Below are 24,747 nucleotides of genomic sequence, written 5' to 3' on the forward strand. Positions count from 1 at the left end.
GACCCATACCCGTACGACGCCGGTCAGCCGAAGAAGACCCCGACCTCCTCGTACAGCGTCAGGTCGACCGTCTTCAGGCGGGCCGTGGCGTCGGCGATCGGGACCCGGACGATGTCGGTGCCGCGCAGGGCGACCATCGAGCCGAAGTCCCCCTCGCGGACGCAGTCGATGGCGTGCAGGCCGAAGCGGGTGGCGAGCCAGCGGTCGAAGGCGCTGGGCGTGCCGCCGCGCTGGACGTGCCCGAGGACCGTCGTGCGGGCCTCCTTGCCGGTGCGCCGCTCGATCTCCTTGGCCAGCCACTCGCCGACCCCGGACAGCCGCACGTGCCCGAAGGAGTCGAGAGAGGTGTCCTTGAGCACCATGTCGCCGTCCTTGGGCATGGCCCCCTCGGCGACGACGACGATCGGCGCGTAGGACGCCTTGAACCGTGACGTCACCCAGGCGCACACCTGGTCGACGTCGAAGCGCTGCTCGGGGATGAGGATGACGTTGGCGCCGCCGGCCAGGCCCGAGTGGATGGCGATCCAGCCGGTGTGCCGACCCATCACCTCGACCACCAGGACGCGCATATGGGACTCGGCGGTGGTGTGCAGGCGGTCGATCGCCTCGGTCGCGATGCCGACGGCGGTGTCGAAGCCGAAGGTGTAGTCGGTGGCGGACAGGTCGTTGTCTATCGTCTTCGGGACGCCGACGCAGGGCACGCCGTAGTCGTCGGACAAGCGCGCGGCGACGCCCAGGGTGTCCTCGCCGCCGATCACGATGAGCGCGTCGACCTCCTGCTTGGCGAGGTTCTCCTTGATCCGGGCGACGCCGTTCTCGTGCTGGAACGGGTTGGTGCGCGAGGAGCCGAGGATGGTGCCGCCACGGGGCAGGATGCCCCGCACGGCCGGGATGTCCAGGCGCATGAGGTCGCCTTCGAGCGGACCGCGCCAGCCGTCCCGGAAACCGACGAAGTCGTAGCCGTACTCCTGCACGCCCTTGCGGACGACGCCCCGGATGACGGCGTTGAGCCCGGGGCAGTCGCCGCCTCCGGTCAGTACTCCGACCCGCATGGAAATGTCCCTTCGCCGCGGTTGCCGTGTGCCGTACGAGCACGCTAATGGTGACTCAGGTCACTACGGCATGGCCCGTAAGGGCAATTCCGGTGAGTCGGCGTCAGGTTGGCGCGGGCCGGGGCGGCCCCGCCTCACTCCTCGTCGAGGCCGCGCTCTATCGCGTACCTGACCAGTTCCACCCGGTTGTGCAACTGGAGCTTGCCCAGGGTGTTCTGGACGTGGTTCTGGACGGTGCGGTGGGAGATGACCAGCCGTTCGGCGATCTGCTTGTAACTGAGGCCCTTGGCGACCAGCCGCAGCACCTCGGTCTCGCGGTCGGTCAGCCGGGGGGCCTTGGGCTCGTCGGCGCCCGGCGCGGCGCCCGGCGCCGGGTCGGAGGCGAGGCGCCGGTACTCGCCGAGCACCAGGCCGGCCAGGCCCGGCGTGAAGACCGGGTCCCCGACGGCCGTACGGCACACCGCGTCCAGCAGTTCCTCGGTGGACGCCGACTTCAGCAGATAGCCGGTCGCGCCGGACTTCACGGCCTCCAGCACGTCGGCGTGCTCCCCGCTCGCCGACAGCACCAGCACGCGCAGCGCCGCGTTGTGCGCGACGAGTTCCTTGCAGACCTGGACGCCGGGCTTGGCGGGCAGGTTGAGGTCCAGGACGAGGACGTCGGGCGCCGCCGCCTTGGCACGGCGCACCGCCTGCTCGCCGTCGCCGGCGGTGGCGACCACCTCGAAGCCGGCCTCGGCGAGGTCACGGGCGACGGCGTCGCGCCACATGGGGTGGTCGTCGACCACCATCACCTTGATCGGGCCCTGCTGTGCGCTCATCGCCACCCCCGTGCCATCTGCTTCGGTACCTTCAGCTCTACTTCCGTGCCCTGTCCGGGCGTCGAGATCAGCTCGGCCGTGCCGCCCAGGTCGCGCAGCCGGCCCCGGATGGACAGCGCCACCCCGAGCCGGCCCTCGCCCTCGGCCTGCGCGAGGCGGCCCTCGGGGATGCCGGGGCCGTCGTCGCGCACCGTCACGATCACCGCGTCGGGTTCGTCCTCGACCAGGATGAAGGCCCGCGCGTCCGCGCCGGCGTGCTCCCGGACGTTGTCCAGGGCCGCCGACACGGCGGCGGCCAGCTCCCGCGCGGCAGGCGAGGGCAGCCGGACCGGCGCGCCGGGCTCGGCGAGGCTGACCCGGGCGGCGGCGAACGGGGCGAGCAGCGTGCGCAGATCGACGGGGCCGTCGTCGTCGGGTTCCTCCACGGCGCGTACGACCGCCCCCTCGGCGGCGTCCTCCGACACCCGGGAGACGGGCAGCAGGCCACCGGAGACAAGGGTGCGCAGGGCGACCTCCTGCTCGCCGGCGAGGCGTCCGAGTTCGGCCGCCTCGCCGCCGATGACCGCGCCGCGCCGCTGCACCATCGCCAGCACCTGGAGCACGCCGTCGTGGATGTCCCGGGCGAGCCGCTCCCGCTCCCGGGTGGCGGCCTCGATCTCCAGGGCCCGCGCGAGGGTGCGCTCGGAGGCGCGGGCGACCTCCACGACGTAGCCGATGGCGATGGAGGCGACCCAGACGAGGAGCACGTTGTGCACGGTGTCGCGGGCCGGGCTGCCGCGCTGCACCAGGTTGGCGGCGGCCACCAGGCTGGAGGCGACGGCCGCCCAGCGCCAGCCGCCCTTGATCGCGAAGGCCAGCACCGAGCCGGCGGTCCATATCGTCGGCAGGGTCGGGCGGCCGTCGGCGATCCGCTCCGGGGTGTCCGCGACCAGGGTGAGCAGGATGCCGGTCAGGGCGACGGTGAGGTCAGCGGTGAGAAAGCGCTTGGTGCACCGCGCGGCGCCGGATACCAGGGGCAGGGTGGCCAGGGTCCACACGAACAGGACGGTGAAGTAGCCGACGGCGACCCAGGGCCGGGCGAACTCCTCGTAGGAGGTGGCGAACACCCCGATCGCGTACAGCATGGTCAGTACGCGGTAGCCGGCGAGAGCACGCCACAGCGGCTGCTCGACCGACATCCTCATGACCCTCTCGCGCGCGGCCATGTCCCCCCACCCCCGGTTCGGCCGTCACTCCTGGTCGGCCTGGTCCTTTTCCTTCTGCGCCTGGTCCTTCTCGGCCTGCGCGAGCGCCGCCCTGGCGGCCTTGGCCGCCTCCTTCTCAGCCTTGGCCGCGTCCGCGATCTGCCGCTTGGCGGCGGTCGCGTACATGTCCACGTACTCCTGGCCGGAGAGCTTCATGATTTCGTACATGACCTCGTCGGTCACCGCCCGGAGCACGAACCGGTCCTGTTCCATGCCCTGGTAGCGGCTGAAGTCCAGCGGCTTGCCGATGCGGATCCCGGGCCGCATCAGCTTCGGCAGGACCTTGCCCGGCGGCTGGATCTTCTCCGTGTCGATCATCGCGACCGGGATGACGGGCGCTCCGGTGGCCAGGGCCACCCGCGCGAGCCCGCCGGGCTTGCCGCGGTAGAGGCGGCCGTCGGGCGAGCGGGTGCCCTCCGGGTAGATGCCGAACAGCTCCCCCTGCTCGATGACCTCTATCCCGCTCCTGATCGCCGCCTCCCCAGCGCCCCGGCCTCCGGAGCGGTCCACCGGGAGCTGGCCCACGCCCTTGAAGAACGCGGCCGTCAGGCGCCCCTTGACCCCGGGGGTGGTGAAGTACTCGGCCTTCGCGATGAAGGTGACCTTGCGGTCGAGCACCGCGGGCAGGAAGAACGAGTCGGAGAACGACAGGTGGTTGCTCGCCAGGATGGCGGGGCCCTCGGCGGGGACGTTCTCCAGGCCCTCCACCCAGGGCCGGAAGACGAGCTTCAGCGGTCCCCCGATGGAAACCTTCATCGCGCCGTACAACAACCGAGTGCCTCCTGTGTCTGTCGATGAGACCTTAACCCGGCCGCACGGCGGGGGCCTGCCCGCCCTGGGACTCCGACGGCCCTGGTCGGTGTCGGTGCCGTCGCGTACGGTGAAGCAACCTGAACTCTTCTCACGCCCCTCTCACATGAACAGGAGACCGAAGGTGCCGGTCCTTCCTGGAGCCGAGCCGTACCGCCACGACGGTGGAGAAGTCGGCGTCCTGCTCTGCCACGGCTTCACCGGTTCCCCCCAGTCACTGCGCCCCTGGGCGGAGTACCTCGCCGAGCGCGGTGTGTCCGTCTCCCTGCCGCTGCTGCCCGGGCACGGCACGCGATGGGAGGACATGGAGCTCACGGGCTGGCAGGACTGGTACGCCGAGGTGGACCGCGAGCTGCGCGCGCTCGGCCGCCGGTGCGCACAGGTGTTCGTGTTCGGCCTGTCGATGGGCGGCGCCCTCGCGCTGCGGCTCGCGGCCCGGCACGGGGTCGCGGTCAGCGGTGTCGTGGTCGTCAACCCGGCGAACAAGGTGCACGGACTGTCGGCGTACGCCCTGCCCGTGGCCCGCCATCTCGTGCGGTCGACGAAGGGGATCACCAGCGACATCGCCCGGCCCGGCGGCGTGGAGGTCGGCTACGACCGCGTCCCGCTGCACGCCGCGCACTCCCTGCGGACCTTCTTCAGGGTCGTCGACGGCGAGCTCCCGCAGGTCACGCAGCCGCTGCTGCTGCTGCGCAGCCCTCAGGACCATGTGGTGCCGCCGGCGGACTCGGCACGGATCCTGAGCCGGGTGTCCTGCACGGACGTGCGCGAGGTCCTGCTGGAACAGAGCCACCACGTCGCGACGTTGGACAACGACGCGGACCGGATCTTCGAGGAGAGCCTCGCGTTCATCGGCCGGCTCGCACCCAGTGTCGGCAAGGAAGGGACGGCCGCAGGTGGCTGAGCACGACTCCGACCGCGAGGACCGCGAGGAGCGGGAGGATCGGGAGGGCCGCGCCGGGGACCCGCGCGAGCCCGCTGAGCAGCACGTTCCCTTCGACGAGGACGCCGCCTGGGCGGCGATCGTCGCCGGCTTCGGGGAGGAGCCGCCGGACCCGCCCGGCGCCAAGCCCTTCAAGTCGGTCGAGGACCTGGCGCTGCTGGAGCCCGAGACGAACGACGGCGGCGGCGAGCCGGCCGGCCGGGAGCCGGAGCCCGAGAAGGAGACGCCGGAGCCGCTCGGCAGCTCGGTGACCTTCGCGCCCGGCGTGGGCGGCGGGCCCCGGGACTACACGACGCCGGAGCCGTCCGAGGACGACTTCACCGCAGACGACGAGGGCCACTTCGTACCGCCGGAGCCGCCACCGCTGCCCACCGCCGACGCCACGGCGAAGTTCGCGTGGCTGGGCGTGCTGGGCGGTCCGGTGCTGCTTCTGCTGGCGGTGCTGCTCGGCTGGGACATGACCTGGTGGCTGACCACGCTCGGCATCGGCGGCTTCCTGGGCGGTTTCGCGACGCTGGTGATGCGGATGCGCACGGACGAGGAGGACGACGACGACCCCGGCCGGGGCGCGGTGGTCTGACCCCGCTCACGCGGCCGGGACTCCGGCGCCGCTCACGCGGCCGGGACCCTGAGGGCGGCCAGGACCGGAAGATGGTCCGTGGCCGCCCTCAGGTCTGCCTCCGTCACCCCCGGCTGCCCGTGCGGGACACCGCAGCCGAGCACCTCGATCCCCTTGGTCGCGAAGATCGCGTCGATGCGCTGGTGGGGGTCGGCGGGTGTCGAGGTGTACTCGCCGCCCCAGGGCGCGGTGGCCCAGCAGTCCTGGAGCCCGTCGGCCAGGAGCCGGAAGGTGCGGCCGCCGGGGCGCTCGTTGAGGTCGCCGCCCGCGATCACATGCTCCGTCCCCAGGCCGGCGAGCCGGTCCAGGAGCATGCCGCCCTGTGTGTGGCGCTCGTCCTCCTGGAGCGAGAGGTGGCAGCTGAGCACCCCGAGGCGGGTGCCGGCGAAGCGGACCACCGCGGTCGAGAAGCCACGCCGGTGCAGTCCGGGGGTGAGCGGCAGCAGCACGTCCTCGGTGCGCTCCACGGTGGCCCGCGGTGAACACAGCAGCGCCGGGCCCGCGGCGGTGGCCCCGCCCGCCAGGACCATCCGGCCGGAGGCGGCGGCGAGCCGGGCCAGCTTCTTGCGCCAGCGGAAGAAGCGGGGGGCCTCCTGGATCAGGACCAGGTCGGGGTCGCAGGCGGCGACGACGCGGGCGAGCGCGGCGGTGTCGTCGCGCATCGAGCGGATGTTGTAGCTGAGCACGCGGAGGATCACGGAACCGTCGTCCTCGGTGCGGGAGTTGGGGAGCGGCGAGGAGGTTGCCATGCAGGTCAATCTAGTGCGGACCGGGGTGCTCGGCGCCCGGCGACCCGGGGCGCGGGGGCCGTGTGCGGCCGCCGGTGGTGCGGCGGTCGCGCACGGACCCCGCACCCAGGTGGGCACGGCAGGCACGGTCGGGGTGTCCCGAGACGGCGGGTCACATGATCGGGTCGGGCTCCCGGGCCAGGTCGGCGGCGCCCACCAGGCCGGCCTTGTTGCCCAGCTGCGCGGCGATCACCTCGGCGACCGGGCGCCAGTTGCCGCCGACCAGCCACCGCTTGTAGGACTTGCGGATCGGGTCCAGGACCAGCTCGCCCTCGTCGGACAGCCCGCCGCCGACGATGAACGCGGACGGGTCGAAGAGCGAGGCGAGGTCGGCCAGGCCCGCGCCGGCCCAGCGCGCGAGTTCGCGGTAGGAGTCGACGGCGACGGGGTCGCCCTGACGGGCGGCCATGGAGATGTGCTTGCCCTCGATGCCGTCGGGGCTGCCGTCACCGAGGCCGAGGAGCACCTCGGCGTTCTCCGGGGTGGCGTTGGCGCGCTGCTTGGCGTACCGCACGAGGGCGCGGCCGGAGGCGTACTGCTCCCAGCAGCCCTGCGAACCGCAGCCGCACAGCAGCCCGTCCGGCACCATCCGGATGTGGCCGAACTCGGCGGCCACGCCGAAGTGTCCGCGGCGCAGCTTGTTGCCGATGATGATGCCGCCGCCGAGGCCGGTGCCGAGCGTGATGCAGATGACGTTGCGGTGGCCCTTGCCCGCGCCGAACTTGTACTCGCCCCACGCGGCGGCGTTGGCGTCGTTCTCCACGACGACGGGCAGCCCGGTGCGCTCCTCGACCTTTTCCTTGAGCGGCTCGTTGCGCCAGTCGATGTTGGGCGCGAAGTAGACCGTGGAACGCTGCCGGTTGACGTATCCGGCCGCGCCGATGCCCACGCCCACGATCTCGTGCCCCGCGCGTGCGCCCTCCACCGCAGAGGCGATGGCGTCCACGATGCCCTCGGGCGTGCCCGGGGTCGGCACCTTGTGGGTCGAGAGGATGTTGCCTTCCTCGTCTACCACGCCGGCCGCGATCTTCGTGCCGCCGATGTCGACGCCGATGGTGAGTCCCATGAATCCCTCAGTTCCGGTCGAGCCCCGCTACGGCCAACCGTACCCGAGCAGAGGGTCAGTCCAAGTCGATGCGCTGGCCCGGACCCGTGCCCTCACCGGGGTCGCGAGGGGTCTCGTCGAGGTTCTTCAGCTCGTCGGAGGCGCTCGCCGCGTCCGGGCCGGCCGTCCAGCGGCGCTCCTGGGCCTGCACCGCGGAGCGGTAGGCGGCGAGCAGTTCGTGGCCGGCCGAGGCGAGGTGGTCGAAGACGTCCGGGTTGCGCTCGATCACCGGTTCCACGGCGGCCCTGGCCTGCTGCACGACCTGCTGCACCACCTGCTGGGCGGCGGGCCCGGCGACCGCGCCGAACAGCGGCGCCTGCAGTCCGGAGAGCTTGTCGGCGACGGTGTCGACGAGCCGGCGCAGCTCCTCGGCGGCCGAGCCGGGCGGCGGACCGCCGTGCTGTTCCCGGCGGCGGGCCTTCTCCGCCTCCAGGTCCTCGGCGCACGCGGTCGCCCACGCGTCGGCGTCACCCGTGGGCAGCGGCTCCTCGGCCGGCTGGTCCTGAGCGGCGTCGGGGAAGGGGCGCTCTTCGCTCATGGCGGGCTCCTGACTACGTCTTGTCCCTACGACGTTACCCGAACCGGCGCGGCGGTTTCACGGCGTCCGCGGCCACAGCTCGGGGTCCGGCGTGAACCGGATGCGCAGTTCCCCCTCGCGCAGCCCCGCCCCGGCGACGGCGCAGCGGCGCAGGGCGGACGGCAGCCGCAGGACACGGCGGAACGGGCCCGCGGTGACGACCACTTCGTCGCCGCGCCGGACCAGGTCGAGCTCCTCGCGCACGGCGCCGGGGAGCGGCAGGCGCCAGACGAGCACACCGTCCTCGGCGAGCCGGTCCTCGACGGGGAACTCCCGCTGGGCGGGGGCGGCCCGGAGCACGGGTGCGGCCAGGGCGGCGAGGTCGTCGGTGCCGCGTGGATCGTGCCCGAGGTGGGGGACGGCGTGCAGGTCGTGGACGGTGCGCCAGTCGTCGAGCGCCTTGCGCTGCTGGGCGAGCGGCCCGGCGAGCCAGCCGCCGCCCTCCTCCTCGGGGAGCACCCGGTTGGCGATCAGCGCGTCCGGGCGCAGGCCGCGCAGGGCGAGGCCGAGGGCGGCGGTGTGGACGGCGTCGGCGCCGGCCGGGGAGGGGTCGGCGACAAGCCGTACGGTCGTGTCCCGATCGGCCAGGACGGCTTCCACGGCGGCGAGTTCGAGGTCCCAGCGGGCGGCGGTCTCGTACAGCCGGTCCGCGGGCATCGGCACACCGGCGAGCCGGCCGAGGACGGGGCGCAGGGCGCGGGCGGCCTGCCGCTCGGGCGGGAGCAGCCGGCGCAGATAGCGGCGGAGTTCCTCGGGGAGGGCGAGGAGGGCGAGGGCCGCCGGGGTGGGCGGCAGGTCGACGACGAGCACGTCGTGCGCCTCGGCGAGGGCGGCGTCGCGCAGGGCGCGGAGCACGGCGAGTTCTCCGGCGCCGGGCAGCGGGGTGAGCTCGTCGGGTTCGAGCGGGCCGGCGCCGAGCAGGTCGAGCAGTCCGGAGGCGCGGTCCTGGAGCCGGGTGAGGTCGTCGCGGAAACCGGCGGCGGGGTCGGGCCGCCAGGCGGTGAGGCCGGGGACGACCGTCACGGGGGCCGGGCCGGTCGCGGTCCCCAGCGCGGCCCCGAGGCTGTCGCCGCGGTCGGTGCCGAGGACGAGGGTGCGGACGCCCTGACGGGCGGCGGCGAGCGCGGTGGCCGCGGCGATGGTGGTACGGCCGCTGCCGCCGGGCCCGGTGATCAGGATGGTGCGCATGAGGGTGAACCGTACCGGGGTGGGGGCGGCCCGGCCGCGTGCGGCCGACGGCGTGGTGGGAAAGCTACCGGCCGGACTCCACGCGCTTCTTCAGGCCCGCCAGCGCGCGGTCGGTGATCACCTTCTCCGCCTTGCGCTTGATCATCCCCAGCATCGGGATCTTGACGTCCACGGTGAGCTGGTAGGTGACCTCGGTGCCGCCGGCGCCGACCGGCTTGAGGAGGTAGGAGCCGTCCAGGGAGCGCAGCATCTGGGATTTCACGAGCGTCCAGGAGACCTCGTGCTCGCCGGTCCAGGTGTACGCCAGCGTCTGGTCGTCCTTGATCGCGCCGGCGTCCATGACCAGCCGGACGTGCTCGGCGCGGCCCTGGCCGTCGGTCTTGAGGACCTCCGCCTCCTTCACCTCACCGGTCCAGTCCGGGTAGCGGGCGAAGTCGGCGATCACCGCCATCACGTCGGCCGGAGCCGCCTCGATCTCGATGCTCGAGCTGGTGTGTTCCGCCATCGCCGTGGCTCCTCCGAACGCGGTCGGGCAAGAGGTGGTCGTGCGCACGTGTGTGCAGCGTGAAGGCTACCGCGCGGGACACCCCCCGCCGTCACCGCTGCCTGCGCCGACCGGCCCGAAGCCTCACCACTCCAGGGCCCATGGACGTCCGGTGCTCGCGAAGTGCCCCACGTTCACGCACTCGGTGGCCCCGATCCGCATCCGGGCGGCGAGCGGCTGGTGGACGTGCCCGAAGAGGGAGTAGCGGGGCCGTGTGCGGCGGATGGCGTCGAGCAGCGCCCGGCTGCCCCGCTCGAAGCGCCGCGCCACCGTGTCGTAGACCAGCTCCGGCACCTCCGGCGGGATGTGCGTGCACAGCACGTCGACCTCACCGACCGCCTCGACCTTCGCCGCGTACTCCTCGTCGCCGATCTCGTACGGCGTGCGCATGGGTGTGCGCAGGCCGCCGCCGACGAAGCCGAAGACGCGGCCGCCGATCTCCACCCGCTGGCCGTCCAGCACGGTGGTGCCCGGTCCGGCGTACTCCTCCCACAAGGTCGGCATGTCGACATTGCCGTAGGTGGCGTACGTCGGTGTCGGGAACGCCGCGAACATCTCGGCGTACTGCTTGCGCACCGCCCGCTCGATCACCGCGGCCCGGTCCTCCCCCACCCCGCCCCACAGCCGTGCGCCCAGCTCACGCGCCTCCTCGAAGCGACGGGCGGTGCGCAGGGCGACGATGCGGTCGGCGTTCTCCACGCCGAACAGGTCGGGGAAGATGCCGCGCGAGTGGTCGGCGTAGTCGAGGAAGAGGACCAGGTCCCCCAGGCAGACGAGCGCGTCCGCGCCGTCCCCGGCCCGTGCCAGGTCACGCGCGTTGCCGTGCACGTCGCTGACCACATGGATCCGCGTCCTGCGGTCGCCGGCTGGTGTGGGTGCCATGGCGATCAAGGGTAAGCGTGTGCGGCAAACGTGAACAGTGGCGGCCGGACCTGCGATTACTCGCCAGTCGGGAAGGCCGTCGACTACTGTGCGCGCAGGAGCACCAACAGAAACATCGTTGACGCACCAACTGTGTGACGCAGCGAACATCTCGACGGCCCCCCTGTCCGAGACGCCATACCGGCGGGTAACGTCCGGGCAGTCCAGTCGTGCTCAGGAATTCAACCAGCGGGATCCACCGGCTTCCGCCGGTTCCTGAGCACCCTGCCCGAGCCTTGGACCGGACCGTCGCATCACACAACGTCGTGGCGCCGGCGCCCTATGAGGAGCAGCAGTCTTGCGCGAGTTCAGCCTTCCGGCTTTGTACGAGGTCCCCTCGGACGGCAATCTGACGGACATCGTCCGCAGAAACGCCGCGCAGCATCCGGACGTCGCCGTGATCGCCCGCAAGGACGGCGCGGCCTGGCGGGACGTGACGGCCGCCGTCTTCCTCGACGAGGTCCGCGCCGCCGCCAAGGGCCTGATCGCCTCGGGCGTGCAGCCCGGTGACCGGGTCGGCCTGATGTCCCGCACCCGCTACGAGTGGACGCTGCTGGACTTCGCGATCTGGAGCGCGGGCGCGGTCACCGTGCCGGTCTACGAGACCAGCTCGCCGGAACAGGTCCAGTGGATCCTCGGCGACTCGGGCGCGACCGCCTGCATCGTCGAGACGGACGGCAACACGGCCGCCGTCGAGTCGGTGCGCGACGCGCTGCCCGAGCTCAAGCACCTCTGGCAGATCGAGGGCGGCGGCGTCGAGGAACTCGGCCGCCTCGGCCAGGACGTCAGCGACGCGGCGGTCGAGGAGCGCAGCTCGCTGGCGAAGGCCGACGACCCCGCCACGATCGTCTACACCTCCGGCACGACCGGCCGCCCCAAGGGCTGTGTGCTGACCCACCGCAGCTTCTTCGCGGAATGCGGCAACGTGGTCGAGCGCCTGCGCCCGCTGTTCCGCACCGGCGAGTGCAGCGTGCTGCTCTTCCTGCCGCTCGCCCATGTCTTCGGCCGGCTGGTGCAGGTCGCCCCGATGATGGCGCCGATCAAACTGGGCTGCCTCCCGGACATCCAGAACCTCACCGACGAACTGGCCGCGTTCCGGCCGACGTTGATCCTCGGTGTGCCGCGCGTCTTCGAGAAGGTCTACAACTCGGCCCGCGCCAAGGCCCAGGCCGACGGCAAGGGCAAGATCTTCGACAAGGCCTCCGACACGGCCATCGCGTACAGCAAGGCGCTGGACACCCCCTCCGGCCCCTCGATGGGCCTGCGGATCAAGCACAAGGTCTTCGACAAGCTCGTCTACGGCAAGCTGCGCGCGGTGCTCGGCGGCCGCGGCGAGTACGCCATCTCCGGCGGCGCGCCGCTCGGCGAGCGGCTCGGCCACTTCTTCCGCGGGATCGGCTTCACGGTCCTGGAGGGGTACGGCCTAACCGAGTCCTGCGCCGCCACCGCGTTCAACCCCTGGGACCGGCAGAAGATCGGCACGGTGGGCCAGCCGCTGCCGGGCTCGGTGGTGCGGATCGCGGACGACGGCGAGGTGCTGCTGCACGGCGAGCACCTGTTCAAGGAGTACTGGAACAACCCGGGTGCCACCGAGGAGGCCCTCGCCGACGGCTGGTTCCACACCGGCGACATCGGCACCCTCGACGAGGACGGCTACCTCGCGATCACCGGCCGCAAGAAGGAGATCATCGTCACCGCGGGCGGCAAGAACGTGGCGCCGGCCGTGATCGAGGACCGGATCCGGGCGCACGCGCTGGTCGCGGAGTGCATGGTGGTCGGCGACGCGCGGCCGTTCGTGGGCGCGCTCATCACCATCGACGAGGAGTTCCTCGGCCGCTGGGCCGCCGAGCACGGCAAGCCGGCCGGCTCCACCGCCGCGTCGCTGCGCGAGGACCCCGACCTGCTGGTGGCGATCCAGTCCGCCGTCGACGACGGCAACGCGGCGGTCTCCAAGGCGGAGTCGGTGCGCAGCTTCCGCGTCCTGGGCTCGCAGTTCACCGAGGACTCGGGGCACCTGACGCCCTCGCTGAAGCTGAAGCGGCACGTGGTGGCGAAGGACTTCGCGACCGAGATCGAGGCGATCTACCGGAAGTAGCGGGGCGGCTGACACTCCGTCACGGCGCGGGTCCCCAGGTCGACGGGGCCCGCGCCGTGCCGTTCCTACAGCAGTTCCTTCAGGCGCTCGGCGAGCAGGTCCCAGCGCCACTTCTCCTCGACCCAGGCGCGCCCCCGCTCCCCCATCCGGCGGCGCAGCTCGGCATCACCGAGGAGCGTGACGATCCGGTCGGCGCAGTCCTCCACGGAGCCGCCGCGCACGACCCATCCGGTCTCCCCGTCGAGGACGGCGTCGGGCGCGCCACCGGAGTCCCCGGCGACGACCGGCAGCCCGGTCGCCGACGCCTCCAGGTAGACGATGCCGAGCCCCTCGACGTCGAGCCCGCCGCGCCGGGTGCGGCACGGCATGGCGAAGACGTCGCCGGCTCCGTAGTGGGCAGGCAGCTCCGACCAGGGCACGGACCCCGTGAAGACGACGGAGTCCTCGACCCGGGTCTCCCGCGCCAGCTTGCGCAGCTCCCCCTCGTAGGGCCCGCCCCCGACGATCAGCAGCACGGCCTCCGGCTGCTTGGCCAGGATGCGCGGCATGGCGAGGATCAGCGTGTCCTGCCCCTTGCGCGGCACGAGCCGGGAGACGCACACGACGACGGGCCGGTCGGTGAGCCCCAGCCGGGCCCGTACGCGGTCGCCGCCGGAGCCCGGGTGGAAGGTCTTCTCGTCGACACCGGGCGGCAGTTGGGTCATCCGCCCGGCGGCGTCCGGGGTCAGCGCCCCCGCGATCCGCGAGCGGGTGTACTCACCGAGATAGGTGAGGGTGTCGGTGGAGTCGCCGATCCGGCGCAACAGCTGCCGTGCGGCGGGCAGTTGGGCCCATCCGGCCTCGTGTCCGTGGGTCGTGGCCACCAGCCGCTCGGCGCCCGCCCGCCGCAGTGCCGGCGCCATCAGCCCGAGCGGGGCCGCGGCGCCGAACCACACCGACCGGCATTCGTGCGCGCGCAGCAGGGCCGCGGCCCGCCGGGTCACGGCGGGCGTCGGCAGCAGCATGGTCGTCCGGTCGCGTACGACGGTGAAGGGCTGCTCGGCGTCGAAGGCGGCGGTGGCCTCGGCTCCCTCGCGGCCCCGCTTCCACGTCGAGGCGTAGACGACGAGCCGGTCGGGATCCAGCCGGAGCGCCATGTTGTGCAGAAACGCCTGGATGCCGCCGGGTCTGGGCGGGAAGTCGTTCGTCACGATCAAGGTCTTGCGCATCAGCGCCGACCCTACCGAACGCACTCTCGCGGCTCGGCACGGCCGCGCTGCGTCGCTCCGGCCCGGACGGGCGGGGGATCATGGGCCCCGTCGGACGACGGGCGGCCCGCGCCCCATGCGCCGGGGACCGCAGCGAGACGAACAGGGGCGCAGGTGGACAGGACGGACGGAACGCGATCCGTGACCGGACTTCTCGCGCTCTGGGCGCCGACCCGGCTGCTGCTGCTCCTGTTCGTCCTCAAGGTCCGCGTCTTCCCCGGCCCGGACGTCACCGGCGACGTCTCGGTGATCTACCAGGGCTGGTACGAGGTGCTGCGCACCGGGACGTTCCCGCTGGACGACGTCACCTGGCAGTACCCGCCCGCGGCCGCCCTCGCGATCCTCTCCCCGGCGCTGCTGTTCTTCCTCGACTACGCGCACGCCTTCTTCGTCCTCGTCCTGCTCGCGGACCTCCTCGTCCTCGCCCTGCTGGTCACCGCGGGCCTGCGCCCCGGCCGGACGCTGCGCGGCGCCTGGGTGTGGGTGGCGGGCGTCCCGCTGCTCGGGCCGACCGTGTACGCGCGCTACGACGTGATGGTCACGGCCGTCGCGGTGGCCGCGCTCCTCGCGGGTGCCCGCCGGCCCCGTCTGATGGGGGCGCTCGCGGCCTTCGGGGCGATGCTCAAGGTGTGGCCGGTGCTGCTGCTGATCGGCGCCGTGCGGCGCCGCGCGTGGGTCGCGGCGGGGCTGACGGCGGGGACGCTGACGGCACTGTTCGCGCTGGCCATGCCGGGGGCCTTCGCGTTCCTGACCTTCCAGCGGGACCGGGGCACCGAGGTGGAGTCGCTCGGCGCCCTGGTGTTCCACGTGGCACGGCACTTCGGCTGGGAGGGGCAGGTGCTGCTCAACTACGGCTCGGTGGAGTTCCTCGGCCCCTACGTCGACGTGGTCAGCACCGGCGCCCTGGTGCTGACCGGCGTCGCCTTCGGCTGGCTGCTGCTGTGGCGGCTGACGGCCACGGAGTTCCTGCCGCACACACCGGCGGACGCCGCCTTCGTGGCGGTGCTGATGTTCACGACCACGAGCCGGGTGATCAGCCCGCAGTACCTGGTGTGGCTGGTCGGGCTCGCGGCGGTCTGCCTGTGCCGGCGCGGCTCCGGGATGCGCGTGCCGGCCGCCCTGGTGCTGGCGGCGTCTGGCGTGACGACTCTGGAGTTCCCGCTCTGGTTCTCGCACGTCGTGGCCGGCGACCCGCTCGGCGTCACGCTCCTGTTCGTGCGCAACGGCCTGCTGGTGCTGGCCACCGTCGTCGGTGCCCGCGCGCTGTGGCGTGCCGCGGTGCCCCGGCGGCAGGAGCCGTTCGCCCGCGAGGACACCGACGACGAGGGGGCGGTCCCGGCCCGGGAGGGCGACTCCCCGATCGGGGCCCGCCGAGGGGTCACCTCCCCGACTTCGCCAGGGGCTGGTTGAAGCGCAGCAGGTTGCCTGCGGGGTCGCGGAACGCGCAGTCGCGGACGCCGTAGGGCTGGTCCATCGGCTCCTGGAGGACCTCCGCCCCCGCGCCGCTGATGCGCTCGAAGGTGGCGTCGCAGTCCTCGGTGGTGAAGATGACGCCCCGCAGCAGGCCCTTGGCCATCAGCTCCGCCAGGGCCTGCTTGTCGGCCGGGGAGGTGCTCGGGTCGGCGGCGGGCGGTTCCAGGACGACACTCACGTCGGGCTGCGTGGGCGACCCGACGGTCACCCAGCGCATTCCCTCGAACCCGACGTCGGCGCGTACCTCCAGGCCGAGCACGTCACGGTAGAAGGCGATCGCCTTGTCATGGTCGTCGACGGCGATGAAGCAGGTGGAAAGCGTGAGATCCATGCAGCCGAGGCTACGGCCGATCGGCGCGGCCGGCTTCTCCGTTCCTGACCGGCCGGGTGTAGATCTTGGCGATGCAGGCCGGGATGGCGGCGCCGTCGTCGTGGCCGCGGGCCCGGTAGGCGCTCGGGGTCTCGCCGACGAGTTCCGTGAAGCGCGAGCTGAACGACCCGAGCGAGGTACAGCCCACCGCGAAGCACACCTCGGTCACCGAGAGGTCGCCCCGGCGCAGCAGCGCCTTGGCCCGCTCGATGCGGCGGGTCATCAGATAGCTGTACGGCGTCTCGCCGTAGGCGGCGCGGAAGCTGCGGGAGAAGTGCCCCGGCGACATCAGCGCGTCCCGCGCCAGCGCCGGGACGTCGAGCGGCTCGGCGTAGTCGCGGTCCATCCGGTCGCGGGCCCGCCGCAGCCGCACGAGGTCGTCGAGCTCCTGCCGTCTCACCCGCCGAGTCTCGCACAGGACGCCGTCCCGGGTGACGGGCCGAACCGTCACCCGGGGCTCCACGGCCGGCACGGTCAGCCGCCGACGTAGGCCGCGAGGTGCTCACCGGTGAGGGTGGAGCGCCGGGCCACCAGGTCGGCCGGCGTGCCCTCGAAGACGACCTTGCCGCCGTCGTGGCCGGCACCTGGGCCGAGGTCGACGATCCAGTCGGCGTGCGCCATGACCGCCTGGTGGTGCTCGATGACGACGACCGACTTCCCGGACTCCACGAGCCGGTCCAGCAGGCCGAGCAACTGCTCGACGTCCGCGAGGTGCAGACCCGTGGTCGGCTCGTCGAGGACGTATACGCCGCCCTTGTCGGCCATGTGCGTGGCCAGCTTCAGCCGCTGCCGCTCGCCCCCGGACAGCGTGGTCAGCGGCTGGCCGAGGGTGAGGTAGCCGAGTCCCACGTCGGCGAGCCGGTCGAGGATCTTGTGCGCGGCCGGCGTCGCGGCCTCGCCGGAGCCGAAGAAGTCCTCGGCCTCGGTCACCGACATCGCGAGCACCTCGCTGATGTCCCGTCCGCCGAGCCGGTACTCCAGCACCTCGGCCTGGAAACGCTTCCCGTCGCAGTCCTCGCAGGTGGTGGCCACGCCGGCCATCATCGCCAGGTCGGTGTAGATGACACCGGCGCCGTTGCAGGTGGGGCAGGCGCCCTCGGAGTTGGCGCTGAACAGCGCGGGCTTGACGCCGTTGGCCTTGGCGAAGGCCTTGCGGATCGGGTCGAGCAGTCCGGTGTACGTCGCCGGGTTGCTGCGCCGGGAGCCGCGGATGGGGCTCTGGTCGACCGAGACCACGCCTTCGCGGGCCGGGACCGAGCCGTGGATGAGCGAGCTCTTGCCGGACCCGGCGACGCCGGTGACGACGCACAGCACCCCGAGCGGGATGTCGACGTCGACGTCGCGCAGGTTGTTCGCCGTCGCGCCGCGGATCTCCAGCGCGCCCTTGGGGGTGCGCACGCTCTCCTTGAGGGAGGCACGGTCGTCGAGGTGGCGGCCGGTGACGGTGCCGCTGGAGCGCAGGCCCTCGATGCTGCCCTCGAAGCAGACGGTGCCGCCCGCCGTTCCGGCGCCGGGGCCGAGGTCGACGACATGGTCGGCGATGGCGATCGTCTCCGGCTTGTGCTCCACGACGAGCACCGTGTTGCCCTTGTCGCGCAGCCGCAGCAGGAGTTCGTTCATCCGCTGGATGTCGTGGGGGTGCAGGCCGATGGTGGGCTCGTCGAAGACGTAGGTCACGTCGGTGAGCGAGGAGCCGAGGTGGCGGATCATCTTCACGCGCTGCGCCTCACCGCCCGACAGGGAGCCGGACGGCCGGTTCAGGGAGAGGTAGCCGAGGCCGATCTCCACGAACGAGTCGAGGGTCTGCTGGAGCGCGGCGAGCAGCGGCGCGACCGAGGGCTCGCGCAGGGCGCGGACCCATTCGGCGAGGTCCCGGATCTCCATCGCGCAGGCGTCGGCGATGCTGATCTTGTCGATCTTCGAGGACCGGGCGCCCTCGCTGAGCCGGGTGCCGTCGCACTCGGGGCAGACGGTGAAGGTGACGGCCCGCTCCACGAACGCCCGGATGTGCGGCTGCATCGCCTCCTTGTCCTTGGACAGGAACGACTTCTGGATCTTGGGGATCAGACCCTCGTAGGTCAGGTTGACGCCGTTGACCTTGACCTTCGTGGGTTCGCCGTAGAGGAAGGCGTGCATCTCCTTCTTGGTGAACCGGCTGATCGGCTTGTCCGGGTCGAGGAAGCCGGACTGCGCGTACAGGCCCACGGTCCAGACGTTGTCGGACTTCCAGCCGGGGATCGTGAATGCGCCCTCGGAGATGGACTTGGAGTCGTCGTAGAGCTGGGTGAGGTCGATGTCGGAGATCGTGCCGCGGCCCTCGCAGCGGTTGCACATGCCGCCGGTGCGCTCGAACGTCGCCTTCTCCGCCTTGGTCTTGGCGCCGCGCTGCACCGTGATCGCGCCGCTGGCGCGCACGGAGGCGGTGTTGAAGGAGTAGGCGCTGGGCGGGCCGATGTGCGGCTCGCCGAGGCGGCTGAAGAGGATCCGCAGCATGGCGTTGGCGTCCGTGGCCGTGCCGACGGTGGAGCGGGGGTCGGCGCCCATCCGCTGCTGGTCGACACTGATCACGGTGGTGAGCCCGTCGAGCACGTCCACCTCGGGACGCGCCAGCGTCGGCATGAAGCCCTGCACGAAGGCGCTGTACGTCTCGTTGATCAGCCGCTGCGACTCGGCGGCGATGGTGTCGAACACCAGCGAGCTCTTGCCCGAGCCGGACACTCCGGTGAACACCGTCAGCCTGCGCTTGGGGATCTCGATGCTGACGTCCCTGAGGTTGTTCTCGCGCGCGCCGTGCACCCGGATCATGTCGTGGCTGTCGGCGGCGTGCGGCACGGGCGACTGCGTGTTCTTTCTCGTGGGCATGCTCATCTCTCCATCCTTCGGGGCGGGCCGCCGTCGCGGGCGTCGCCTGGCTCGATCCAACCAGCTTCGGGCGTCACGCGGGGGCGTGCTTCTCCGGCCTGGGCATCCGTGCAGGTCACCGGCTCAGCGGAGTTCCCGGATCCGGATCAGGTTGCCCGCGGGGTCGCGGACGGCACAGTCCCGCGGGCCGTACGGCTGCTCGAGGGGCTCCTGGACGATCTCGGCGCCCCGGGCCCGCAGCCGGGCGAAGACGGCGTCGAGGTCGCGGGCGGCCAGCAGGATCCCGGCGTAGGTGCCCTTGGCCATCATCTCGGCGACGGTGCGACGCTCGTCCTCGGTGACACCGGGGTCGGCGGCCGGCGGCTGGAGCACGAGGGAGGTGCCGGGCTGCCCGGCGGGGCCGACCGTGATCCAGCGCATCCTCTCGTGGCCGACGTCGGCGCGGACCTCGAAGCCGAGGGTGTCCCGGTAGAAGGCCAGTGAGGCGTCGGCGTCCTCGTGCGGGAGGAAGCTCGCGTGCAGGGAGATGTCCATGCCCGTCACGCTAGGCGGGGCCCGGACCGGGACGCTTCTCGATTCCTGACCGCTTCCGGGCCCCGGCCGGCCCGCCTCAGGCGAGCTGTGCGCGCAGGTACTCCTGCCACATTCCGGTGAACTCCCCCGGCGTCGTCCCCAGCACGTCCGCCAGCGCGGTGTCGAGGCCGTCGGCGCCCACCGCCCGGTAGAACTCGCCCAGCCGCCCCTCGCCCCACCGCTCCGCGATGAGCCGGCCGGCCAGCCAGCCGCCCTCGTAGGCCTGGGCCAGCGCGTTCGCGTCACCGGTGAAGCCGAAGGCGGCGTCGTCCGGCAGCCCGGCCGGGACGTCCCCCGCGGCCACCGCGCGGGCCAGCTCCGGCGCGGCCTCGGCCGGGGTGCGGCCGGTGTCGCGGTAGCCGACCCAGTCGGCGTACCCCTCGGAGAGCCACAGCGGGGTACTGCTGCCGGTGTGGGCGCGGGTGGCGACATGGGTGGTCTCGTGGGTGAGGACCACCTGCTTGCCGACGGAGCCCAGCTCCCCGTACGCGTCGGGATTGACGATGATCCGGTCGGCGGGCGCCGTCGGCGCTCCCGTCTCGCCGGTCGTGACCGCCGCGATGCCCCGGTACGAGGAGGCGGGCGAGCCGAGCAGGGCGGCCATCGCCGCGAGGGACCGCGGCACGAGGACGACGACGCGCCCGCTCCAGTCCGTCCCCCAGGCCCGCGAGACCGCGGGCACGGCCCGGTCCCCGAGGTCCGCGTAGGCCTCCAGCGTCTCCCGGGACTGGCCCGCCCCGAGCACCAGGGTGTGCGTCCCGCGTACGGCCGTCACCTCGCCCCGGTCCCACAGTTGCTCGGGCGCCTGCGGAGCGGGCCGCTCGGAGGTGACGGACCACCGCCCGTCCGCGTCGCGCCTCAGCGCCAGGGTGCGCCTCGCCGACACGGGTGCCCTGTCGAACCCGTCGATCCGGTAGCGCAGTTCGGCGTCGGCGCTCGCCCGGCCGCCGGTGCGGTGCAGACCCGTCACCCGGTACGACCAGTCCGCCAGCGGCAGGTCCCGCACCGCCGCGAACCCGGCCGCCGAGCCGGTGTCGCGGTAGCCGCTCTCGTCCCGGCCGAGGACCGCAGCGGCCCGCCGGTCCAGCAGCCGCTGCACGTCGTCGCGGGCAGTGTCGGCGACGGGGCCGCCCCCGCAGCCGACCAGGGCGACCAGCAGCAGGCAGAGCGCCACCACCGAGGAACCCGACGCCCGCCTTCGACCCGCCACGTTCCCGATCGTACGGGTGCCGGCACCGCCGGGTCAGACCCTGGTGACCCCCGAGACCGGCATCATGCCGACCGGGTCGTAGCGCACCGGCGCGCCCGGGTAGGGGGCGTGGACGACCTGCCCGTTGCCCATGTACATCGCGACATGGCTCGCGTCGCCCCGGTAGGTGATCAGGTCGCCGGGCCGGACCTGGGAGAGCGGGACCTGCCGGCCGGCCGCGCGCTGGGCCTGCGAGGTGCGCGGCAGCGCGACCCCGGCCTGGGCGTAGGACCACTGCATCAGGCCGGAGCAGTCGAATCCGCTCGGCCCGGACGCGCCCCAGACGTAGGGCCTGCCGAGCGCGGCGCGGGCGGCGGCGACCGCGGCGGCGGCCCGGCCCGAGGCGGGGGCGGCCTCGCCGGGTTCGGGCATGTCGTGGCGGCCGGAGCGGGACGCCCGGTCGTAGGCGGCGCGCTCGCTCTCGGGAAGGGCGTTGAGCAGCTCGCGGGCCTCGGCGAGCTTCTTCTCGACGGTGCGCTTGTGGGAGGCGACGGCCGTGCGGCTCCGGTCCAGCTCGGCGAGCTTCTCGGTGGCCTGGCCGCGCTCCTGGGTGAGGCCGCGCATCGCCTCCTGGAGCTCCCTGAGCTGCCCGGCCTGGTGCACGGTGATCCGGTCCAGGGCGGCGGCCCTGGCGAGGTAGTCGTCCGGGTCGTCGGAGAACAGCAGCGCGAGGGAGGGGTCGAGTCCGCCGGTGCGGTACTGCGCGCCGGCCAGCGAACCCAGCGCGTCCCGCAGGGAGTTGATGCGCTCCTGCTGGCGGGCGATCCGGTCCTGGGCCCGGCCGACCTCCCCGCGCAGCGCGTCGGCACGCTCGTCGGCCTTGTTGTAGGCCTCGGTGGCCTTCTCCGCCTCCGCGTAGAGGCGGTCCACCTCGGAGCGCGTGTCGTCGTGCGGAGCGGCGTGCGCCGGTACGGCGGAGAGAGCGGCCGCGGCGGCGGACAGCACGCCGACGGCGAGACGGGCCACGCAGGCGCCCCGGTCGAACCCGGACGGTGCAAGGCGGCGATGGGACCCCACGGGAAGCCGCGCTCCTTCCACTGGCGGACAGGAAAATCCCCCGACCCCGGGCGGCGGCCCGGTGGTGGGGGAAACGCGGCAGACAGTAGCCCCGCCGTGGGGCGGGGGCCAAAGACGTCGGCGGGCACACAACGTGACACCCCGCCGCTGACGCAGGTCACCGGCGGGGTGCGGGGTCACAGCCCGTTCCCGTAATTCGCTCGAACGGGCGGTACGGGGTCCTGATCGCGAAGGGGCCCGGAAGGCCTCAGATCCGGACGCCGAACTGGTACGGCATGTTGTTGATCGACTCGTAGCGCACGACGGTGCCGCTGCGCGGGGCGTGCAGCACCTGGCCGTTGCCCGCGTAGAAGCCGACGTGGTGCAGGTCGCCGTAGAAGATGACCAGGTCGCCGACCTGGAGGTCGCTCTGGGAGTAGATCCGGGTGCCGGCGTTGGCCTGCGCCTGCGAGGTGCGCGGGATCTGGATGCCGGCCTGGGCGAAGGCCCAGGAGGTGAGGCCCGAGCAGTCGAAGGAGGACGGGCCGGAGGCGCCGTAGACGTAGGGCGAGCCGATCACGCTCTGGGCGGCGCCGTACGCCGAGGAGGCGCGACCGGTGGCGGGGGCGCCCGAGCCACCGAGGGCGGTGCGCTCGCTGGCCCGGCTCGCCCGGTCCTCCTCGGCCGCCAGGGCCGCCTTCTCGGCGGCGGTCAGGGAGTTGAGCAGCTTCTGCGCCTCGGCCAGCTTGCCCTGCACCTGGCTCTTCTTCTTGCCGAGCTCGCTGCGGGTGGTGGCGAGGTCCTTGAGCTTGTCCGCGGCCTCGGCGCGGTCCTGCGCGAGCTCGCGCTGCTTCTCCTGGATCTTCTTCAGCGAGTCGACCTGCTGGGCGCTCAACTGGTCGAGCGTGGAGGCCTTGTCGAGGTAGTCGTCCGGGTCGGCGGAGAGGAAGAGCTGCAGGGCGGGGTCGATGCCGCCGGAGCGGTACTGGGCGCTGGCCATCGAACCCAGGCCGTCGCGCAGCTCGTTGACCTCTTCCTGGCCGCGGGCGACGTTGTCCTGGATGGTGGAGATCTCCTTCTGGAGCTTCTCCTGCTTCTCCTTGGCGCCGTTGTACTTCTCGGTGGCCTGCTCGGCCTCCTCGTAGAGCTTGTCGACCTTGGCCTTGACCTCGTCCTTGCTCGGCTTCTCGCTCGGCGCGGCATTGGCGGCCTGGGAGCTGAGGGCGACGGCAGCGGCGGCTGCGGTGGTCAGCACGGTCACGCGCGTGCGACTCGGCTGCTTGGGTCGACGGTGGGACGCCACGGGGGCAATCTCCTTCTTGTGAGTGATCACCCGATCGGAGGTTCGAGGCCAGACCCTAGTGACCCAGCTGTGATCAGATCAAATCCTCACATGAAAAATCTCGGTGACCGACCGCATCCTTTACCTACAACTCACGTGCAGTGATGCATGTTGACGCTACGTTGCGTGACGGTCCCGTCAATTCGGGCATTCCCGGGGCATATTGCGCGGTTGGTGTTTAGGTTGCGGAAGGGGCGCGCGTCAACTGCGCGAGAGCCGCTTCAGAAGCACCGCGGAGGCCACCGGCCGCGCCCCCGCACGCGCCACCCCGTCGGCCACCTCACGGTCGGTCGAGACGACGATGACCGGCCGCCCGGGCGGCTCGGCGCGCACCAGTTGGCGGATCAGCTCGTCGGCGGTGACGCCCGGCTTGGAGAACAGCACCCGCACACCCCGCGGCGGCGCCAGCAGCACCGGCGCGGCCAGTTCGGCGCCGTCGAAGACACATGTCACCTCGGCTCCGGACTGCGCGGCGAGCTGCGAGAGCTGCCCGAGCAGCCTCAGCCGCTGCTTCTCCAGGGGCATTTGGGGATAGCCGGTCTTGGTGACGTTGTAGCCGTCGACGACCAGATGGGCCTGCGGCAGCGCGAGGAGCTGGTCGAGCACCGCGGGGTCGCTGTCGGACAGCGCCCGTGCGGCGATGTCCTTCGGGGTCATTCGTCCCGGTTCGACCGCGTCCACGGTCTCGGCGGGGCGGACGGAGACGGGCGGCAGCGCCAGTTCGCGCCGCAGCCCCTGCGCCGCGTCCAGCACCGTGTCGAGCAGCAGCCGCACCCGCATGTCCTCGACGCTGCGCCCCTCACGCGCGGCCCGCCGGGTGGCCTCCAGGACGGCCTCGACCTCTCCCAGCCGCGCCTTGAGCCGCCGCGTCTCGCTCTCCGCGGCGGACACCTGGATGTGCCCCTCGGCGCGTACGGCCTCCATCTCGCCCTGCACCTTGCGCAGCGCCGCCTCGCCGCGCTTGACGTCGCTCAACGCGGCGCGCAGCTTGCGGTGAAGCGATTCGGCTTCCTTGCGGGCGCTGTCCAGCTCGGCGCGCAGCCGCTCGGTCTCGGTCCGGGTGTGGTCGCGGGCGGCGGCGAGTTCGGCGCGCAGCCGCTCCAGTTCGGCGCGGCTCTCCTCGTCGGCGCGCTCGGCATCCGCCCGCTGGGCCTCCTCGCCGGCGGCCGCGACCAGCTTCACCCAGCCGGTCGGGCGCAGCACGTAGGCGGCGGCCGCCACGTCCAGCGGGTCCGCGGCCGGGGGCGGCGCTCCGGCGGCGAGGGCGCCGGCCAGCTCGGGCTGGGCCTCGCGCAGCTTCTCCCCGATGCGCTGCCGGAAGAGCGGGTCGGTCTCCAGTGCCGCGGCCATCGCGTTGCCGGCGAACTTGGCCCGGCGATTCGGGGCGAACCGGGCGTACTGCCGCAGCTGTGCGGGGAGTTCGGCCATCGTCAGCCCGCCGAAGCCGTCGGAGACGATCTGCACGACCCTCCGGCGCACGCCGTCGGGCAGCGGACGGTCGAGCACCTCAGCGGCGCCGTCGCCCGGCCCCCCGCCTGCGGTCTCCACCATCCGTCACCCCACTACACCTTCGGGACCGGCCCCTGTCAGGAGTCGGCGCCCGGCCTGTCCACGAGTTCCACCTGATCCACGGCGTTGCACCACCGGCACCGCACCGACTCGATGGTCTCACTGACCACCTCGCGTTCCTCGACCTTCGGCTCACCGGCGAGGTCGAGGTGCACGTACTCGACGACCTTCGAGGAGCGCGTCACGTCGAAGCGCGTCAGATTGCCGCAGAGGGTGCAGCGCCACCGCGTGGTGTCCGTCGGCAGGGGGACCGTCATCGTGGCTGTTCGCTTTCCTTCTAGTTTCGGTGATGCGTGGTTTCCGTGCTGCGCCAGTTTCCCTGGAGCGTGTGGCTCGTAACCCTACGGCCTGGCGGGTCCTCG

At 72.6% G+C, this 24,747-nt stretch carries 24 protein-coding genes; 4 read left to right on the plus strand and 20 right to left on the minus strand.

Features of this window, described 5'->3' with window-relative positions; genetic code table 11:
* Window positions 1–23: 23 nt before the first annotated feature.
* From ACIP2X_RS24345 to ACIP2X_RS24360, 4 genes are all read right to left on the minus strand, one after another.
* A complete protein-coding gene (locus tag ACIP2X_RS24345; protein WP_401676457.1) occupies window positions 24–1,052 on the minus strand; it encodes a 6-phosphofructokinase in 1,029 nt (342 codons plus the stop codon).
* Window positions 1,053–1,186: 134 nt separating this feature from the next.
* A complete protein-coding gene (locus ACIP2X_RS24350; protein ID WP_401676458.1) occupies window positions 1,187–1,870 on the minus strand; it encodes a response regulator in 684 nt (227 codons plus the stop codon).
* Window positions 1,867–3,075: a MacS family sensor histidine kinase gene (gene macS / locus ACIP2X_RS24355; RefSeq protein WP_401676459.1), complete on the minus strand. Its 1,209-nt coding sequence runs from the start codon at window positions 3,073–3,075 to the stop codon at window positions 1,867–1,869. Before macS ends, ACIP2X_RS24350 begins: the two co-directional genes overlap by 4 nt.
* Window positions 3,076–3,099: 24 nt before the next feature.
* Window positions 3,100–3,870, minus strand: coding sequence for a lysophospholipid acyltransferase family protein (locus ACIP2X_RS24360; protein WP_401676460.1), 771 nt, complete (start codon window positions 3,868–3,870; stop codon window positions 3,100–3,102).
* Window positions 3,871–4,048: 178 nt separating this feature from the next.
* Between ACIP2X_RS24360 and ACIP2X_RS24365 the strand changes: the two genes are divergently transcribed.
* Both ACIP2X_RS24365 and ACIP2X_RS24370 read left to right on the plus strand, forming a co-directional pair.
* The gene (locus ACIP2X_RS24365; RefSeq protein WP_401676461.1) at window positions 4,049–4,828 is read left to right on the plus strand and encodes an alpha/beta hydrolase; all 780 of its coding nucleotides are present in this window, start codon (window positions 4,049–4,051) and stop codon (window positions 4,826–4,828) included.
* On the plus strand, window positions 4,821–5,447 hold the full coding sequence (locus ACIP2X_RS24370; RefSeq protein WP_401676462.1) for a hypothetical protein: 627 nt from the start codon (window positions 4,821–4,823) through the stop codon (window positions 5,445–5,447). The genes ACIP2X_RS24365 and ACIP2X_RS24370 overlap by 8 nt, the downstream gene beginning before the upstream one ends.
* Window positions 5,448–5,479: 32 nt before the next feature.
* Here the strand turns inward: ACIP2X_RS24370 and ACIP2X_RS24375 are convergent, their stop codons facing one another.
* The 6 genes from ACIP2X_RS24375 to ACIP2X_RS24400 all read right to left on the minus strand — a co-directional run bounded on the left by ACIP2X_RS24375 (window position 5,480) and on the right by ACIP2X_RS24400 (window position 10,528).
* The gene (locus tag ACIP2X_RS24375; protein WP_401676463.1) at window positions 5,480–6,235 is read right to left on the minus strand and encodes an endonuclease/exonuclease/phosphatase family protein; all 756 of its coding nucleotides are present in this window, start codon (window positions 6,233–6,235) and stop codon (window positions 5,480–5,482) included.
* Between the two features lie 151 nt (window positions 6,236–6,386).
* Window positions 6,387–7,340, minus strand: coding sequence for an ROK family glucokinase (locus ACIP2X_RS24380; protein ID WP_401676464.1), 954 nt, complete (start codon window positions 7,338–7,340; stop codon window positions 6,387–6,389).
* Between the two features lie 55 nt (window positions 7,341–7,395).
* Window positions 7,396–7,917, minus strand: a complete 522-nt coding sequence (locus tag ACIP2X_RS24385) for a DUF5304 domain-containing protein (protein WP_401676465.1) — start codon at window positions 7,915–7,917, stop codon at window positions 7,396–7,398.
* Between the two features lie 57 nt (window positions 7,918–7,974).
* Complete coding sequence (locus ACIP2X_RS24390) at window positions 7,975–9,144, minus strand: ArsA family ATPase (protein WP_401676466.1); 1,170 nt, start codon at window positions 9,142–9,144, stop codon at window positions 7,975–7,977.
* A gap of 64 nt (window positions 9,145–9,208) precedes the next feature.
* Window positions 9,209–9,649 (minus strand): SRPBCC family protein, encoded by a 441-nt coding sequence (locus tag ACIP2X_RS24395; protein ID WP_401676467.1) that lies wholly within the window; start codon window positions 9,647–9,649, stop codon window positions 9,209–9,211.
* A gap of 123 nt (window positions 9,650–9,772) precedes the next feature.
* Window positions 9,773–10,528 carry a metallophosphoesterase gene (locus ACIP2X_RS24400; RefSeq protein ID WP_401676570.1) on the minus strand — a complete coding sequence of 252 codons (756 nt, stop codon included), beginning with the start codon at window positions 10,526–10,528 and terminating at the stop codon, window positions 9,773–9,775.
* Window positions 10,529–10,907: 379 nt separating this feature from the next.
* Here ACIP2X_RS24400 and ACIP2X_RS24405 point away from each other — a divergent pair, with 379 nt between their 5' ends.
* A complete protein-coding gene (locus ACIP2X_RS24405; RefSeq protein ID WP_401676468.1) occupies window positions 10,908–12,704 on the plus strand; it encodes an AMP-dependent synthetase/ligase in 1,797 nt (598 codons plus the stop codon).
* 65 nt (window positions 12,705–12,769) lie between these two features.
* Here ACIP2X_RS24405 and ACIP2X_RS24410 read toward each other — a convergent pair whose 3' ends face one another.
* Window positions 12,770–13,912 (minus strand): glycosyltransferase family 4 protein, encoded by a 1,143-nt coding sequence (locus tag ACIP2X_RS24410; protein WP_401676469.1) that lies wholly within the window; start codon window positions 13,910–13,912, stop codon window positions 12,770–12,772.
* Between the two features lie 153 nt (window positions 13,913–14,065).
* Between ACIP2X_RS24410 and ACIP2X_RS24415 the strand changes: the two genes are divergently transcribed.
* Window positions 14,066–15,361 carry a glycosyltransferase 87 family protein gene (locus tag ACIP2X_RS24415; RefSeq protein WP_401676470.1) on the plus strand — a complete coding sequence of 432 codons (1,296 nt, stop codon included), beginning with the start codon at window positions 14,066–14,068 and terminating at the stop codon, window positions 15,359–15,361.
* Here ACIP2X_RS24415 and ACIP2X_RS24420 read toward each other — a convergent pair.
* The 9 genes from ACIP2X_RS24420 to ACIP2X_RS24460 all read right to left on the minus strand — a co-directional run bounded on the left by ACIP2X_RS24420 (window position 15,330) and on the right by ACIP2X_RS24460 (window position 24,642).
* The gene (locus tag ACIP2X_RS24420) at window positions 15,330–15,755 is read right to left on the minus strand and encodes a VOC family protein (protein ID WP_401676471.1); all 426 of its coding nucleotides are present in this window, start codon (window positions 15,753–15,755) and stop codon (window positions 15,330–15,332) included. The genes ACIP2X_RS24415 and ACIP2X_RS24420 overlap by 32 nt on opposite strands.
* Window positions 15,756–15,765: 10 nt before the next feature.
* Window positions 15,766–16,140 (minus strand): helix-turn-helix transcriptional regulator, encoded by a 375-nt coding sequence (locus ACIP2X_RS24425; RefSeq protein WP_401676571.1) that lies wholly within the window; start codon window positions 16,138–16,140, stop codon window positions 15,766–15,768.
* A 128-nt stretch (window positions 16,141–16,268) separates the two neighbouring features.
* Entirely contained in the window at window positions 16,269–18,662 is a 2,394-nt protein-coding gene (locus tag ACIP2X_RS24430) for an ATP-binding cassette domain-containing protein (protein WP_401676472.1), read from the minus strand.
* Window positions 18,663–18,779: 117 nt separating this feature from the next.
* The gene (locus ACIP2X_RS24435; protein WP_401676473.1) at window positions 18,780–19,190 is read right to left on the minus strand and encodes a VOC family protein; all 411 of its coding nucleotides are present in this window, start codon (window positions 19,188–19,190) and stop codon (window positions 18,780–18,782) included.
* A 76-nt stretch (window positions 19,191–19,266) separates the two neighbouring features.
* Complete coding sequence (locus ACIP2X_RS24440) at window positions 19,267–20,439, minus strand: hypothetical protein (RefSeq protein ID WP_401676474.1); 1,173 nt, start codon at window positions 20,437–20,439, stop codon at window positions 19,267–19,269.
* Between the two features lie 33 nt (window positions 20,440–20,472).
* Window positions 20,473–21,495 carry an NlpC/P60 family protein gene (locus ACIP2X_RS24445; protein ID WP_401676475.1) on the minus strand — a complete coding sequence of 341 codons (1,023 nt, stop codon included), beginning with the start codon at window positions 21,493–21,495 and terminating at the stop codon, window positions 20,473–20,475.
* A 247-nt stretch (window positions 21,496–21,742) separates the two neighbouring features.
* Entirely contained in the window at window positions 21,743–22,777 is a 1,035-nt protein-coding gene (locus ACIP2X_RS24450) for an NlpC/P60 family protein (RefSeq protein ID WP_401676476.1), read from the minus strand.
* Window positions 22,778–23,017: 240 nt separating this feature from the next.
* Entirely contained in the window at window positions 23,018–24,367 is a 1,350-nt protein-coding gene (locus ACIP2X_RS24455; protein WP_401676477.1) for an NYN domain-containing protein, read from the minus strand.
* Between the two features lie 35 nt (window positions 24,368–24,402).
* Entirely contained in the window at window positions 24,403–24,642 is a 240-nt protein-coding gene (locus ACIP2X_RS24460; protein ID WP_356345526.1) for a hypothetical protein, read from the minus strand.
* Window positions 24,643–24,747: the final 105 nt, after the last annotated feature.

This window comes from Streptomyces sp. NPDC089424 (assembly GCF_044749345.1).
In the GTDB taxonomy this organism is placed as follows: domain Bacteria; phylum Actinomycetota; class Actinomycetes; order Streptomycetales; family Streptomycetaceae; genus Streptomyces.

Bases quoted from the DNA above. Each gene is read 5' to 3' on its own strand.
- ACIP2X_RS24345 (WP_401676457.1), bottom strand. From the start codon at position 1,052: ATGCGGGTCGGAGTACTGACCGGAGGCGGCGACTGCCCCGGGCTCAAC.
- ACIP2X_RS24350 (WP_401676458.1), bottom strand. From the start codon at position 1,870: ATGAGCGCACAGCAGGGCCCGATCAAGGTGATGGTGGTCGACGACCAC.
- macS (WP_401676459.1), bottom strand. From the start codon at position 3,075: ATGGCCGCGCGCGAGAGGGTCATGAGGATGTCGGTCGAGCAGCCGCTG.
- ACIP2X_RS24360 (WP_401676460.1), bottom strand. From the start codon at position 3,870: ATGAAGGTTTCCATCGGGGGACCGCTGAAGCTCGTCTTCCGGCCCTGG.
- ACIP2X_RS24375 (WP_401676463.1), bottom strand. From the start codon at position 6,235: ATGGCAACCTCCTCGCCGCTCCCCAACTCCCGCACCGAGGACGACGGT.
- ACIP2X_RS24380 (WP_401676464.1), bottom strand. From the start codon at position 7,340: ATGGGACTCACCATCGGCGTCGACATCGGCGGCACGAAGATCGCGGCC.
- ACIP2X_RS24385 (WP_401676465.1), bottom strand. From the start codon at position 7,917: ATGAGCGAAGAGCGCCCCTTCCCCGACGCCGCTCAGGACCAGCCGGCC.
- ACIP2X_RS24390 (WP_401676466.1), bottom strand. From the start codon at position 9,144: ATGCGCACCATCCTGATCACCGGGCCCGGCGGCAGCGGCCGTACCACC.
- ACIP2X_RS24395 (WP_401676467.1), bottom strand. From the start codon at position 9,649: ATGGCGGAACACACCAGCTCGAGCATCGAGATCGAGGCGGCTCCGGCC.
- ACIP2X_RS24410 (WP_401676469.1), bottom strand. From the start codon at position 13,912: ATGCGCAAGACCTTGATCGTGACGAACGACTTCCCGCCCAGACCCGGC.
- ACIP2X_RS24420 (WP_401676471.1), bottom strand. From the start codon at position 15,755: ATGGATCTCACGCTTTCCACCTGCTTCATCGCCGTCGACGACCATGAC.
- ACIP2X_RS24425 (WP_401676571.1), bottom strand. From the start codon at position 16,140: ATGGACCGCGACTACGCCGAGCCGCTCGACGTCCCGGCGCTGGCGCGG.
- ACIP2X_RS24430 (WP_401676472.1), bottom strand. From the start codon at position 18,662: ATGAGCATGCCCACGAGAAAGAACACGCAGTCGCCCGTGCCGCACGCC.
- ACIP2X_RS24435 (WP_401676473.1), bottom strand. From the start codon at position 19,190: ATGGACATCTCCCTGCACGCGAGCTTCCTCCCGCACGAGGACGCCGAC.
- ACIP2X_RS24455 (WP_401676477.1), bottom strand. From the start codon at position 24,367: ATGGTGGAGACCGCAGGCGGGGGGCCGGGCGACGGCGCCGCTGAGGTG.
- ACIP2X_RS24460 (WP_356345526.1), bottom strand. From the start codon at position 24,642: ATGACGGTCCCCCTGCCGACGGACACCACGCGGTGGCGCTGCACCCTC.